We start from the raw sequence: 14,452 nt of genomic DNA on the forward strand, positions 1-14,452 counted from the left end.
GACCGGCATGCTAATGAAATATTAACGAATGGTGTGGATGTGGATTCGTGCAACATTTGTTAAAAAAAGGCCCCGCCGAAGCGGGGCCGTTGGTCCAACAGAGGTGTGCTGCTTACTTCCCGCCGAACTCGTACCTGGCCTGCACGTAGACGGCGCGGCCGTAAGGGTTGTAGATGCTGCTGTTATAGGGAGCGCCGACGTTGCCGGCGTAACTGTGTGCCTGACCGTCGGGCATCTTGTTGAACACGTTGTTGACCATCATCGACAGCGTCAGGTTGTCCATCGCCTGATAGTTCACGCTCAGGTTGTAGGTGGTGTATGAGCCCCACTTGCCGGCCTGGTAGCCGGACGGATGCACGTAGTCGTAGCCCTTGCCCAGGTACGCCATGCGGTTTGGCGTCTTGCCGATGTAGTTGAAGTACAACGTGGTAGTCCACTTGTCCTTCGCCCAGCCCACCGCACCGTCGGCACGCACCTTGGCGTACTGGTCATAGTTCCACATCGCGTACGGGTCGCGCAGCAGGTCCAGATACTCATCGCCCGGTTGCGGCTGCAGCTCGCGCTTGATCATGTTGGTGTAGTTGCTGGAGAACTGCAGCGCGCCGAAGCGGCCGATGTCCTGCACGTACTTGAAGCTGGCCGTTACCGCCTGCAGGTTCTGGCTGGCGATGTTCATCTTGGGCGTGTAGATCTGTTCCAGCTTGCCGGCGCCATCGCGGGTGATCCAGTCGTTTACGTTCTGGCAACTGGCCGAGGTGTTGTTGGTCTGGCCATTACGGCAGTAGTACTCGGCCAGCAGCAACTGGTCGGAGCTGAGCGTATTGACCTCGTTCTTGATCTTCCAGTTGTAGTAGTCCACCGACACCGACAGGTTGTTGATCGGCGCCCACACGATGCCGGCATTCCAGACGTCGGCGGTGATCGCTTCCAGCTCCGGGTTGCCTGACTGCTCGCCGAACACCGATTCATTGGCATAGGGACAACCCACCGTGTCGCTGGGGTTGAAGCCGAGCTGTCCACAGCGGAAGTAGTCGATCGAACCATTGGCGTAGTACCCACTGCGCCCCTGGAACGCGTCGGACAGGCTGGGCGCGCGGAAGGCGGTGCCGTACTTGCCACGGAACAGCAGGCTTTCGATCGGGCGGAACTCGATACCGATGCTGTAGGTCGATTTGTCGACGGTCTTTTCGGCGATCCTGAACGCGTCGTAACGTCCGGAGGCGGTCACGGTCAGCGACTCCAGCAGCGGCATGCGCAGCTCGCTGGTCACCGCGTAGTTGCTGCGATGGCCGGCACCGGCCACCGAGGTTGTGCCCCACACGCTACCGTCCAGCAGGCGCTGGTCAGGGGTGTACGACCAGCCTTCGCTGCCGGCTTCGGCCACCACGGCCAGTCCGGCATCACCACCAGGCAGCTTGAACAGCGAACCGTTGGTGATCTGCGCGCGGCCCAGGTTCTGCCAGGTGCGGCTCTTGTTGTAGGTGAAGCCGGTGAAGGTCTGGAAATCACCGGCCGGCAGCGGCGAATAGAACGCGCTCCAATTGGGGCTGTAGATGTTGTAGCCGTCGTCGGTGATGCCCAGTACCGGGCCCAGCACGCGGTCTTCGAAGTAGCTGTCGATCTCGTTCGCCCAGCGCGCAAAGCTGCGCTCGGTCAGCTTGTACTCGCCTCGGCTGAAGCTGGCGCTGTAATCCCAGTTGCCGAAGTTGCCACGCCCTCCCAACGTGACCTGGTAGGCCTTGTTGCGATCAGTGCTCATGGTGTCACGGTAGCCGGCGGGACCGATGTCCTCCGGCGCGAACGCGCGCTGCAGGTTCATGTATTCGCCGCTGGCCTGGTCGACGAACGCACCGAAGCCGACATCACTGCCCCAGAACGCGTAGCCCGAACCGGCGTTGTACTGGACCTCCTCCAGGCTGTACAGCGCATCGGCGAACAGCTGGAAGTTGTCGTTGACATCAAAGGACATCGACGAATAGATCTGGCTGCTTTCCTTGCCGTTCTTCAGCGTCTTGTAGCCAGCGCTGAAGGGCGAGCCGCAAGATTCACCGACCGCGCGCGTGCCCAGTACGGTGGTGCCGCCGAACTGGCTGGCCACGTTGGCACAGCGGCTTGGATCCATCATCACGTAGGCGTTCTGCTGGTCCGGCAGGTAGACCAGGAAGTCGTTGGTCGGAACCTGTGGCGTGTAGCCACGGGTGTTGTTCTGCTTGGTCAGGTCGCGCTGGTAACCCCAGATCGGACTGCTCTTCTCGTACTGCACGTTGACCAGCGCATGGAAACGGTCATCGAAGGCGTTGAAGCCATGCGCGCCACTGACTCGGAAATCGTTGCCGCCACCCTCGGTGTAGGCGCCGCCACGCACGTTCAGTACGCCGCCGTCCATGTGGTCCTTGAGGATGATGTTGACCACGCCGGCGATCGCGTCCGAGCCGTACAGCGACGATTGGCCGCCCGGCAGAATCTCGATGCGCTCGACGATGTCGATCGGGATGCCGCTGAGATTGTTGAAGGTGTCGCTGCCGTTGTAGAGAGCGGGGTAGGACAGCATCGGCCGCCCGTTGATCAGGTACTTGGTGTAGCTCGGGCTGAGGCCGAACATGCCTGAGGCTTCGGCGCCCTGGGTGAACGAAGCTGAGGTCTGGCCGCCCTGCAGCCCGCCAGTGGTCAGCGAATTCTGCTGCAGTACTTCGGCCACGCTGGTGAAGCCGCGGGTCTGGATGTCCTCGGCGGTAACAGTCAGGACCGGCGTGTGGTTCTCGATCTGTGTCTGCGGGATCAGTGAGCCGGTGACGGTTACGCGTCCGAGATCGGTGGGCGTGTTTTCCTGGGCGAGCGCGATCGCGCTGCCGCCGGCCAGGATCAAGCCGCTGAGGACGGCGCGGGTGAGCGGGTGACGCGGGAAGCCATTACGAGACATGCGGTACTCCGTGTGGTCGTGAGAAACGCGTTTTCCCTTTCCTGGGAACTCATGGATGGTTCAGCAGCCTTCAAAACCAGAATGGCGGCGTTTTTCGAACGTAACACACGCTTAACCTGATTTGCGCGACTTTGTAATGTGTTGAGCTGGGGCTGGCCTTGAATAATATTTTTCTTTTAAAAAACAACTGGTTGCATTAATCGGTGGACTTTGCCGAATCTGGCTGAATGAATGGTGAGTAAATAAATGCTGGCTGGCGGCGGAAGTCGCTGTTCCGCGCTGAATATCGATCCAAAAAAAAGGCCCCGCCGAAGCGGGGCCTGGTCCGGAATCAAACCCGGAAAACGACGGGATTACTTGCCGAAGTCGTACTTGGCCTGCACGTACACGGTGCGACCGTAGACGTTGTACAGGTAGTTGTTGAACGGCGTGCCGGAGGTGCCCTGGTAGCTGTGGGCCTGCTGTTCGGGCATCTTGTTGAACACGTTGTTGACCATCAGCGACAGGGTCAGGTCATCCTGCGCACGGTAGTTCACGCTCAGATTGTAGGTGGTGTACGAACCCCACTTGCCTGCCTTGTAGCCCGATGCGGCGTGGGTGTACTCGTAGCCGTTCAGGCCTGCCAGGTAGTTCGGGGTGTGGCCGATGTAGTTCGCGTACAGCGTGGTGGTCCACTTGTCCAGCGACCAGGCCACCGACGCGTCGGAACGGACCTTGGCGTAGCTGTCGTAGTTCCACATCGACTTCGGGTTGCCCAGCAGGTCCTGGAAGTCCTCACCCGGCTGCGCCTGCACTTCACGCTTCAGCATGTTGGTGTAGTTGCCCGAGAACTGCAGCGAACCGAAGCGGCCGATGTCCTGCAGGTACTTGAAGCCGACGGTCACGGCCTGCAGGTTCTGCCGGGCCACGTTCATCTTCGGGGTGTACAGCGAGCTCAGGTTGCCGGCCGAATCGCGCACGACCCAGTCGGCCACGTTCTGGCAGGTGGCCGAGGAGCCATTCGGCAGGCCGTTGCGGCAGTAGTACTCGGCCAGCAGCAGCTGGTCGGTGCTGGCCGTATCGACTTCGTTCTCGATCTTCCAGTTGTAGTAGTCGGCCGAGATCGACAGGTTTGCCATCGGTGCCCAGACGATACCCGCGTTCCAGACGTCGGCGGTGATCGGCTCCAGGTCCGGGTTGCCGGCACGCTCGGAATAGACCGAGACGCTGTCGGCGTAGCGGCAGGCGTCGGTGTTGCCCGGGGTGTAGCCCAGCTCGCCGCAACGGTAGTAGTCGGTCGAGTTGGCAGCATAGTAGCCGCTGCGACCCTGGAAGGCGTCGGGCAGGGTCGGCGCGCGGAAGGCGGTGCCGTACTTGCCGCGGAACAGCAGGCTTTCGATCGGACGGAACTCCACGCCCACGCTGTAGGTGGCCTTGTCGACGGTGTTGTCGGCGATCTTGAAGGCGTCATAGCGACCGGAAGCGGTCACCGTCAGCGACTCCAGCAGCGGCATGCGCAGTTCGCTGGTCACCGCATAGTTGCTGCGATGGCCGTTGCCGGCAACAGCCGACGAGCCCCACACGTCGCCGTCCAGCAGGCGCTGGTCGGGGCTGTAGTCCCAGCCTTCGCTGCCGCCTTCGACGACCACGGCCAGGCCCGCATCGCCACCCGGCAGCGAGAACAGCGAACCGTTGGTGACCTGCGCGCGAGCCAGGTTCTGCCAGGTGCGGCTGTGGTTGGTGGTGTAACCGGTGAAGCCAGCGAAATCTTCCGGCGAGATCGGCGAGTAGAACGCGCCCCAGTTGGTGTTGTAGATGCCGAAGCCATCCTTGGTGCCCAGCTGCGGGCCGAGCACCTTGTCGGCGAAGTAGCTGTTGATGGCATTGCCGAAGCGCTGGAACTTGCTTTCATCCAGGCGATATTCGCCGCGGGTGAAGCTCAGGCTGTAGTCCCAGTTGCCCACTGCGCCCTTGCCGCCCAGGGTGACCTGGTAGGCACGGCTCTTGTCGTTGTTCAGGATGCTCTTGTAGCCTTCGCCGCCGATGTCTTCCGGAGCAAAGGCGCGCTGCAGGTTGACCAGCTTGCCTGACGCCTGGTCGTAGAAGCCGCCCATGGTGCTCTTGGTGCCCCACCACAGGTAGTTCGAGCCCGAGGTGTACTCGGTCTTTTCCTTGCTGTACAGCACGTCGGCGAACAGCTGGAAGTTGTCGTTCACGTCGAAGGTCATCGACGAATAGAACTGGCCGCTGTCCTTGCCGTTCTTCAGGGTCTTGTAACCGGCGCCGAACACCGAGCCGCAGGACTGGCCGGTCGGGCGGTTGGCCAGCACGGTGGTGCCGCCAAACTGGCCGGCGACATTGGCGCAGTTGCCCGGGTCCATCATGTACAGCGCATTGGTCTTGGCGTCGATGACGGCGAAGTCGTTCGACGGCAGCTGTGCGGTATAGCCGTGGGTGTTGTTCTGCTTGGTCAGGTCACGCTGGTAGCCCCAGATCGGGTTGCTGCTTTCGATCTGCACGTTGACCAGCGCATTGAAGCGGTCGTCCAGCGCCGAGAAGCCGTGCGCGCCACTGATGCGGAAGCTGCTGCCACCGCCTTCGGTGGAGGTGCCGCCACGCACGGACAGGCTGCCGCCTTCCATGTGGTCCTTCAGGATGATGTTGACCACGCCGGCGATCGCGTCCGAACCGTACAGGGAGGACTGGCCGCCCGGCAGGACTTCGATGCGCTCGACGATGTCGATCGGAATGCCGCTGATGTTGTTGAACGCGTCGCCGCCGTTGTACAGCGCCGGGTAGGACATCATCGGGCGGCCGTTGATCAGGTACTTGGTATACCCCGGATTCAGGCCGAACATGCCAGCGGCTTCAGCGCCCTGGGTGAACGAGGCGGAGGTCTGGCCACCCTGGATGCCGCCGGTGGTCAGCGAAGACTGCTGCAGCACTTCGGCGACGCTGTTGAAGCCGCGCGACTGGATGGCTTCAGCGCTGATGGTCATGACCGGGGTCTGGGTCTCAACCTGGGTCTGCGGGATCAGCGAACCGGTGACGGTGATCTTGTCCAGGTTGGTGGCCTTGTCCTGGGCCATTGCCGGCGAGGCGGCGACCAGGGCGGAAATCAAGGCGACGGCGAGGGTGTTGCGACGTGCGGAATTGCGAAGGTCTTTCATGTAGTTCCGTTCAAAGAGCAAATACAAATACGGCACTGCGCATGCGCCATCGTGCGTGCAATGAAACAGCGACGCAGCCCAAAACCAGTGCTTAGCGAACGTAACATGAACTTAACAACCTGTGCACGAATCTGTAGCAATCCTGAATTTCAGTCAGCTTGTGTCCAGCTTGTATGATGTTGGGTTATTCCCCCTGACCCGCCGGTGCTCGTTGTGAACAGTTCTCCCCGCCGTCCCCATGCAAGCCAGGTCCAGAAGGGACTCACGCCGCATGCCCGCATCCGCAACGTGATCGCGGTTGGTTCGGGCAAGGGCGGCGTCGGCAAGTCGACCACCGCAGTCAATCTGGCCGTGGCGCTGCAGCAGCTTGGCGCACGCGTGGGCGTGCTTGACGCGGACATCTATGGGCCGAGCGTACCGGCCATGCTGGGCCTGTCCGGTCGTCCGGAAAGCCCTGACAACAAGAGCATCGAGCCGCTGCGCGCGTTCGGCGTGGACACCATGTCGATCGGCTACCTGATCGAAGAGGATACGCCGATGATCTGGCGTGGGCCGATGGCCACCTCGGCGATGACCCAGCTGTTCAATGACACGCTGTGGGATGACCTGGATTTCCTGCTGATCGACCTGCCGCCGGGCACCGGTGACATCCAGCTGACCCTGACCCAGAAGATTCCGCTGGCCGGTGCGGTGATCGTTACCACGCCGCAGGACATCGCCACGCTGGATGCGAAGAAGGCGCTGAAGATGTTCGAGAAGGTGGAGGTGCCGGTGCTGGGCATCGTCGAGAATATGGCGGTACATACCTGCAGCAGCTGCGGGCATGTCGAGCACCTGTTCGGCGAGGGCGGCGGCGAGCGCATGGCCGCGCAGTATGGTGTGCCGTTGCTGGGTTCGCTGCCGCTGCAGATCGGCATCCGCGAGCAGGGGGATGCTGGCACTCCGATCACCGTGGCGCAGCCCGATTCGGTGCCAGCCCAGGCCTACCGCCATGCCGCCCAGCGCCTGATCGAGGAAGTGGGCAAGCGCCCGCGTGCCTCCATTCCGATTCTCTCTTCGCTGCTGTAGGTGCCAGGGCAGGGCCGCCGGCGACGCCCGGCCCCCTGCTAGAATCCACGCGCCCCCTCGTACCCAGGACAAAGCATGAGCATCAAGAGTGACCGTTGGATCCGCCGCATGTCCGAGCAGCACGGCATGATCGAGCCGTTCGAGGCCGGGCAGGTCAAGCAGGCCAATGGCGAGCGCATCGTCAGCTACGGCACCTCCAGCTACGGGTACGACGTCCGTTGCTCGCGCGAGTTCAAGGTGTTCACCAACATCAACTCGACGATTGTCGATCCCAAGCATTTCGATTCGGGCAGCTTCGTCGACATCACGGCCGATGAGTGCATCATCCCGCCGAACAGCTTCGCCCTGGCGCGTACCGTGGAGTACTTCCGCATCCCGCGCGACACCCTGGTGGTGTGCCTGGGCAAGAGCACCTACGCGCGCTGCGGCATCATCGTCAACGTGACCCCGTTGGAACCGGAGTGGGAAGGCCACGTCACCCTGGAATTCAGCAACACCACGCCGCTGCCGGCCCGCATCTATGCCAACGAAGGCGTGGCGCAGATGCTGTTCTTCCAGGCCGCGGCCGATGACATCTGCGAGACGTCGTACCGCGATCGTGGCGGCAAGTACCAGGGCCAGACCGGCGTGACCCTGCCGCGGACCTGATCGCCCGCGTCATTGCATGACGAAAGCGCCGGGCCGTGCCCGGCGTTTTCGCATGGTCCACGCGGTGCGTTCGCCGGGCACGACCCGGCGCTACGTCATTTGCCGCGACCGAACAGCATCGCAATGCCCACGCCCACCAGTGCCACCGGCCACCAGGTCAGCAGCAGCTTGGACAGGTTCAGGTGCGTCCAGCCGAGGTTGCTGGCGAGCATGAACAGGCCGATCAGGATCAGCAGGATGGCGGCAACGAGGTTGAATCGCATCGGGTCGGGCAAGGCTCAGGAACGGGCTGGATATCCTAGCCGTTCCTTCCAGTAGGCGACATGCTGGTCCAGCGCCGCAGGCTCGTAGCGGTGCGCCGGGCCGCTGCCCCAGACCGGGCCGGGCCAGGCCGGATCGCCGTCATGGCGGCCGATCACATGGAAGTGCAGCTGGCGCACGATGTTGCCCAGCGCGCCGATATTGATCTTCTCCACGCCGTCGTGGCCCTTCAGGGCCTTGCAGGCGCGGTTGAGCTCGGTGCGCAGCTTGTCCTGCTGCTCGCCGTCCAGCTCGATCCACTCGGTCACCCCGGCCAGGCGTGGTACCAGCACCAGCCAGGGGAATCGTTCGTCGTTCATCAGCCGCACTTGCGACAACGGTCCTTCCGCCACCAGCACGCTATCGGTGGCCAGGCGTGAATCGAGTTCGAATTCGCTCATCCAAGATGCTCCGAGAAGAAGTCCAGGGTGCGTTGCAGCGCCAGGGCGGCGCTGTCTGGATCATACGCATGTCCGACCTCGCGGTTGAAGGCGTGGTCGGCCGGATAGACGAAAGTGGCCATCTGCGGCAGCTTGTCGCGGTGGGCCTGGACGGCCTCCGGCGGGATGCTCCTGTCCTGGGTGCCGAAATGGAAGATCACCGGCGCCTTGGGTGTCTCATCGAGGAACTGGACGTTGCGTGCGCCGTAGTAGCTGACCGACGGCAGCCCGAGCCGCAGCGCCGACAGCATCGCCACCGTGCCGCCCCAGCAGTAGCCGACGGTGCCGACCTTGCCGTAGGGGGCCAGCCGGGTGGCCGCCGCGCGGACCACTTCCAGCGCCTTCTCCATGCCCAGCGCGCTGACCCTTTCCAGGCCCTGCTTCACGCCGTCGGCGTCGTAGGGCAGGGCATCCGGGTCGGCATCGGGTCCATCGACCAGGTCGAAGAACGAAGGAGCCAGCACCGCATAGCCCTCGGCGGCGAAGCGCTCGGCCACGCCGCGGATGTGCGGGTTGGCGCCGAAGATTTCCTGCACCACCACCAGCCCGCCTCGCGCGGTGCCCTCGGGGAGTGCCTGCCAAGCCCGTACCGTGCCGTGGTGCGTATCCAGGGTGATCCATTCGTTCATCGCGGCTGACTCGCTTTGGAAACTGAAACCCGATTATCCGGTGCGCGTCAGTGCACGTCATGTCGGCAGTTGGGCCGGATCGGTGATCTCCAGCTGCCTGGCGTCTCCAGCTATCTGCGGGCAGGGTTGGAAACCATGGCCTAGGGTGGTTAGATGGCGGGGCACCACTGCGCTTGATCGTAGTTGGCGCCGCACGTGCGTTTTTTCGTCAAATTAACGGAGTGATTGATGAAGAGCATGATCGTGATGGCAGTAATGGGCACTTCATTGCTTGCGGTGATGGGGCCTGCCAAGGCTGCGGACCCTTATCCGAGGTGCACCGCGTGCTCCAGGGGCTGGGCCGAGTGTGTAGCAAACAACGGTGCTGATCACCCGATCTGTCAGCACAAGCAACTCGTATGCGATCAGATCTGCGCATGGGAGATCCCGGTAGTGGGCATCCCATCTGCCTTGGACGCGGGCGGGCGCGAGGCTCCGACAGGCAGGCTGGAGCTTGCTGTGGCGATGGCCAAGCGATTGTCCAGCTCCTGAGGTACAAGGGGCCGAACGACGGCCCCTTCCTCGGGGCGCGTCTCAGGGCGCGGGACGATAGCGGCGAGCCATCAGGCCAGCCCGGTATCCTCACTGGGGCGGCTGGCCGTTCAGAGCGCCGCCGCCAACCCCGGTATACTGGCGCCCTTTCAGGCCCCGGCCCCCAGGACCCCCTGCCATGCCGGCAGGGGCCCAGGCCCCCAGAGTCCCGCGATTCCATGTCCCAGCTGAACCCCAAAGTCGGCTTCGTCAGCCTTGGCTGCCCGAAGGCCCTTGTCGATTCCGAGCGCATCCTCACCCAGCTCCGCTCGGAAGGCTACGACATCGTCCCGTCCTACGATTCGGCCGACGTGGTGGTGGTCAACACCTGCGGCTTCATCGATTCGGCGGTGACCGAGTCGCTGGACGCGATCGGCGAGGCGATGAACCAGAACGGCAAGGTCATCGTCACCGGCTGCCTGGGCAAGCGCCCGGAGCAGATCCGCGAGGCCTACCCGAACGTGCTGGCGGTGTCCGGCCCGCAGGACTACCAGAGCGTGATGGAAGCGGTGCATGAAGCACTGCCGCCCAAGCACGATCCGTTCGTGGACCTGGTGCCCGACTACGGTATCAAGCTGACCCCGCGGCACTACGCGTACCTGAAGATTTCCGAGGGCTGCAACCACAAATGCAGCTTCTGCATCATTCCGTCGATGCGCGGCAAGCTGGTTTCGCGCCCGGTCGACGAGGTGCTGCGTGAAGCCGAGCGCCTGGTGCGTGGCGGCGTGCGCGAGCTGCTGGTGGTTTCGCAGGACACCTCGGCCTACGGCGTGGACGTGAAGTACGCCGAAAAGATGTGGCGCGACAAGGCCTACCAGACCCGTTTGAAGGCGCTGTGCGAAGGCCTGTCGGAGCTGGATGCGTGGGTGCGCATGCACTACGTCTACCCGTATCCGCACGTGGACGAAGTGGTGCCGCTGATGGCCGAGAACCGCATCCTCCCGTACCTGGATATCCCGTTCCAGCACGCCAGCCCGCGCATCCTGCGCCTGATGAAGCGCCCCGGCGCGGTGGAGAAGACCCTGGAGCGCGTGCAGAACTGGCGCCGCATCGCGCCGGACATCACCGTGCGTTCCACCTTCATCGTCGGCTTCCCGGGCGAGACAGAGGCCGAGTTCGAAGAGCTGCTGTCGTTCCTGGACGAAGCGCAGCTGGATCGCGTGGGCGCGTTCGCCTATTCGCCGGTAGAGGGCGCCACCGCCAATGACCTGCCCGACGCTGTGCCGGAAGAAGTGAAGCAGGAACGCCTGGCCCGTTTCATGGAGAAGCAGGCGCAGATTTCCGCCGCGCGCCTGGAAGCCAAGATCGGGACCGTGCAGCAGTGCCTGGTCGATGCCATCGAAGGCGATATCGCCGTGGCCCGCTCCAGGGCCGATGCGCCGGAGATCGACGGCCTGGTGCATATCCAGAACGCCGATCAGGTGCCGCTGCGGGTGGGCGAGTTCGTCGACGTGGAAATCACCGAGAGCGACGAGCACGACCTGTACGGCGATGCGCTGCCGGCCAATGCCCGCCCGGCGTTCGACCTCAAGGTACTGTGATCGCAACGGCCGCCGCCGGTGACGGCAGCGGTGTCCGGCGCTTCGTGCCGCCGCCGCGTGCGGCGGTCGATCCGCAGGTGTTCGCGCATCCGTTGTTTGCCGGATTGCAGGATTTCCGGGATCTGCTGCTCGGCCCTCGCTGGCCGTCCATCGCTGCACTTGATGCGCGCCTGGCATTGCCCGGGAAGCGCCTGGTTGAACAGGACGCCGCGCTGCTGGCCGATGGCCTGCACTACGAAGTCCGCATCGCGCAGGGGCGCATCGCCACCCGCGCAGACAACTGGCACGACCTGTTCAATGCGCTGGTCTGGGCCTCATGCCCACAGCTGAAGCGTGCGCTCAATGTGCAGCAGTGCGGGCATATCGAGGCCATGCCGCCTGGCCAGCGCAACCGCGCGCAGGCCGCGTTGACCCAGTTCGACGAAACCGGTGTGATCGTGCGCGTGCGCGATGACTCACTGCGGGCTGCCTGGGATGCACACGACTGGCCCGCGTTGTTTGACCCGGTGAACTGGCAGAGCGATGACATCGCCATCACCGCGGTATTCGGGCATGCGCTGATGGAACAGGCACTGCTGCCAGGGCGATTGCTGGTGGGCAAGTGCGTGGTGGTGTACAGCGATGCCGATGCGGCCTGCGTTGACGCGGTGGCCGTGGCCATCGCCGAGGGCAGGGCGGTGACCGATCCCTTGCAGCTGCGTCCGCTGCCGTTGGCTGGAATCCCGGGGTGGCACGAGGGACAGGATGCCGCCTTCTATCGCAATGCCGACTACTTCCGCCCGCTGCGTGCCGGCCGCGCGTACCCGCCGCCATTGCACGGGGCCATGTAGAGTCGACTGTCAGTCGACTGCTCTTCGTTCCGAGGCCGTGAGCGCCTGACAGATGGCTTTGGCGAGTCATCAACCGCGATGAAGATCGCGGTGCGTTTGCCGTCCCGCTGTGGAGGTTTGTGCCGCGCTTCGCGCGGTAGTCGACTGACAGGCGACTCTACACCGTCTCGTATTCCACGCCGATCACCGCAAAGGTGAACCGCCCGCCGGGCAGCTCCACCGAAAACTCGTCATCCAGCCGCTTCTTCAGCAGCGCACGCGCCAGCGGCGAATCGATGCTGATCCAGCCCAGGCCTGCGTCGGTCTCGTCCGGGCCGACAATGCGGTAGCGGCTGGTGTCGCCACTGTCCACGTTCTCCAGCTCCACCCACGCGCCGAAGAACACCGCCCGCGGATCGGTTGGCGTAGTGTCGACCACGCGCAGTGATTCCAGCCGCTTGGTCAGGTAGCGCACGCGGCGGTCGATCTCGCCCAGCTGCTTCTTGCGGTAGGTGTACTCGGCATTTTCCGAACGGTCGCCTTCTGCGGCGGCTGCGGCCAGTGCTTTCACCACTTCGGGCCGCCGCACCCGCCACAGGTCATCCAGTTCGGCCTTCAGCCGAGCGTGGCCGGAGGCGGTGATCAGGGCGGTGCTCTTTTCTGCAGGGGGACGCCAGCGCGACATGCAATACGACTTCTTTTCCGGAGGACGAACGGAGGGTGGGGTCAGACTCCGCTCCCGCGGGAAGGGCTCTGACCCCAGCAGCGGCGGATCAGATCAGCGCTTGCCACCGAAGATGCCGCCCAGCAGGCCGCGCACGATCTGGTTGCCCAGCTTGGTGCCGACCGTGCGCGTGGTCTGCTTGGCCATGGTCTCGATCATGCCCTGGCGGCGCTTGGTGCCGAAAATCGCATCCTTGATCGCCTGGCCGAAACCGCCTTCCTGCGCATCGTCCTGTTCGCGGCTGCGCGCGGCTGGCGCCTGCGCCTGCTCGACGCTCTTCTGTGCGCGCTGGGCCAGCAGTTCGGCAGCCGATTCGCGGTTGATCGCGGTGTCGTAGCGACTGCCGACCGGGCTGCCGGCACGCACCTGGGCGCGCTCGGCTTCGGTGATCGGCCCCATCCGGCAGCGTGGCGGCGCGATCATCGTCTGCTGCACCGGCATCGGCACGCCCTTGTCCTGCAGCGTGGAAACCAAGGCCTCACCGGTGCCGAGCTGGCTCAGTACCTTGGCCACGTCCAGCTTCGGGTTCGGCACGAACGTCTCGGCCGCGGTCTTCACCGCTTTCTGGTCGCGCGGGGTGAACGCCCGCAGCGCGTGCTGCACGCGGTTGCCGAGCTGGCCGAGGATGTTGCCCGGCACGTCGTCGGGGAACTGCGAGCAGAAGTACACGCCGACGCCCTTGGAGCGGATCAGGCGCACCACCTGCTCGATGCGCTGCACCAGCGACGGCGGTGCGTCGTCGAACAGCAGGTGGGCCTCGTCGAAGATGAAGACCAGCTTCGGTTTGTCCAGGTCGCCCACCTCCGGCAGTTGTTCGAACAGCTCCGACAGCAGCCACAGCAGGAAGGTGGAATAGAGCTTGGGCTTGAGCACGAGCTGGTCGGCGGCGAGGATGCCGATCATGCCGCGGCCGTCGTGATTGACCCGCATGATGTCGGCCAGTTCCAGGGCCGGCTCACCGAAGAAGTTCTCGCCGCCATCCTGCGCCAGGCGCAGCACCGACCGCTGGATCGCAGCGATGGACTGCGCGCTGACCAGGCCGTATTCGGTGGAAATGTCCTTGCGCTCCTCGGCCACCAGGCCAAGCAGGGCGCGCAGATCGTCCATGTCCAGCAGCAGCAGGCCACGATCGTCGGCCAGCTTGAACACGATGTCGAGCACGCCGGACTGGGTGTCGTTCAACTCGAGGATGCGCGCCAGCAGGGTCGGGCCCATCTCGCTGACCGTGGTGCGCACCGGATGCCCGAGCTTGCCGTACAGGTCCCAGAAAATGGTCGGGCTGGCGGCCGGTGCGTAGTCGGCCACGCCGATCTCGGCGGCGCGCTTGAGCAGGTTCTCCGCGCCGGTGCCCGGCACGGCCAGGCCGGACACGTCGCCCTTCACGTCGGCGAGGAATACGGGTACGCCCAGTCGCGAAAAGCCTTCGGCCAGGGTCATCAGGGTCACGGTCTTGCCGGTGCCGGTGGCGCCGGCCACCAGGCCGTGGCGGTTGCCGAGTTTCGGCAGCAGGGTGACGGCCACATCGTCGGTGATGCCTTTGCCGAGCAGAATCGGATCCATGGTCCAGCCCTTGTGGTGAATAGCCCAATGTTAACCGCCGGCGGTGACGGTCCGAAGGTCGGCTTGCCCCGACCTTGGCGGCGCCGCTACTCTG

11 protein-coding genes are annotated in these 14,452 nt (G+C 64.1%); 4 read left to right on the plus strand and 7 right to left on the minus strand.

Annotated features, from left to right (window positions below; genetic code table 11):
- Positions 1-112 precede the first annotated feature (112 nt).
- A complete protein-coding gene (locus O0J15_RS02025) occupies positions 113-2,920 on the minus strand; it encodes a TonB-dependent receptor (RefSeq protein WP_308305001.1) in 2,808 nt (935 codons plus the stop codon).
- A 353-nt stretch (positions 2,921-3,273) separates the two neighbouring features.
- Entirely contained in the window at positions 3,274-6,069 is a 2,796-nt protein-coding gene (locus tag O0J15_RS02030; protein WP_019660618.1) for a TonB-dependent receptor, read from the minus strand.
- Positions 6,070-6,282: 213 nt separating this feature from the next.
- Here O0J15_RS02030 and apbC point away from each other — a divergent pair, with 213 nt between their 5' ends.
- Both apbC and dcd read left to right on the plus strand, forming a co-directional pair.
- Positions 6,283-7,137, plus strand: a complete 855-nt coding sequence (gene apbC / locus O0J15_RS02035) for an iron-sulfur cluster carrier protein ApbC (RefSeq protein ID WP_031270225.1) — start codon at positions 6,283-6,285, stop codon at positions 7,135-7,137.
- A gap of 75 nt (positions 7,138-7,212) precedes the next feature.
- Entirely contained in the window at positions 7,213-7,785 is a 573-nt protein-coding gene (gene dcd, locus O0J15_RS02040; RefSeq protein ID WP_005410499.1) for a dCTP deaminase, read from the plus strand.
- Between the two features lie 95 nt (positions 7,786-7,880).
- Here dcd and O0J15_RS02045 read toward each other — a convergent pair whose 3' ends face one another.
- Genes O0J15_RS02045 through O0J15_RS02055 form a run of 3 tightly spaced genes read right to left on the minus strand, consistent with a single transcriptional unit; the run spans position 7,881 to position 9,154 of the window.
- Positions 7,881-8,048, minus strand: a complete 168-nt coding sequence (locus O0J15_RS02045; RefSeq protein ID WP_005410498.1) for a DUF5668 domain-containing protein — start codon at positions 8,046-8,048, stop codon at positions 7,881-7,883.
- A 15-nt stretch (positions 8,049-8,063) separates the two neighbouring features.
- Entirely contained in the window at positions 8,064-8,486 is a 423-nt protein-coding gene (locus O0J15_RS02050) for an HIT domain-containing protein (RefSeq protein ID WP_019660615.1), read from the minus strand.
- Complete coding sequence (locus O0J15_RS02055; RefSeq protein ID WP_171952907.1) at positions 8,483-9,154, minus strand: dienelactone hydrolase family protein; 672 nt, start codon at positions 9,152-9,154, stop codon at positions 8,483-8,485. The genes O0J15_RS02050 and O0J15_RS02055 overlap by 4 nt, the downstream gene beginning before the upstream one ends.
- Before the next feature lie 749 nt (positions 9,155-9,903).
- Here O0J15_RS02055 and rimO point away from each other — a divergent pair.
- Entirely contained in the window at positions 9,904-11,265 is a 1,362-nt protein-coding gene (gene rimO, locus O0J15_RS02060) for a 30S ribosomal protein S12 methylthiotransferase RimO (protein WP_021203404.1), read from the plus strand.
- Entirely contained in the window at positions 11,262-12,095 is an 834-nt protein-coding gene (locus O0J15_RS02065; RefSeq protein ID WP_021203405.1) for a DUF3025 domain-containing protein, read from the plus strand. Before rimO ends, O0J15_RS02065 begins: the two co-directional genes overlap by 4 nt.
- A gap of 157 nt (positions 12,096-12,252) precedes the next feature.
- Here the strand turns inward: O0J15_RS02065 and greB are convergent, their stop codons facing one another.
- Positions 12,253-12,759, minus strand: coding sequence for a transcription elongation factor GreB (greB, locus tag O0J15_RS02070; RefSeq protein WP_164144886.1), 507 nt, complete (start codon positions 12,757-12,759; stop codon positions 12,253-12,255).
- Between the two features lie 93 nt (positions 12,760-12,852).
- Positions 12,853-14,358, minus strand: a complete 1,506-nt coding sequence (locus O0J15_RS02075) for a helicase HerA-like domain-containing protein (protein ID WP_019660610.1) — start codon at positions 14,356-14,358, stop codon at positions 12,853-12,855.
- Between the last annotated feature and the right edge of the window lie 94 nt (positions 14,359-14,452).

It is taken from the genome of Stenotrophomonas sp. Sm10 (assembly GCF_030985515.1).
GTDB lineage: Bacteria > Pseudomonadota > Gammaproteobacteria > Xanthomonadales > Xanthomonadaceae > Stenotrophomonas > Stenotrophomonas hibiscicola.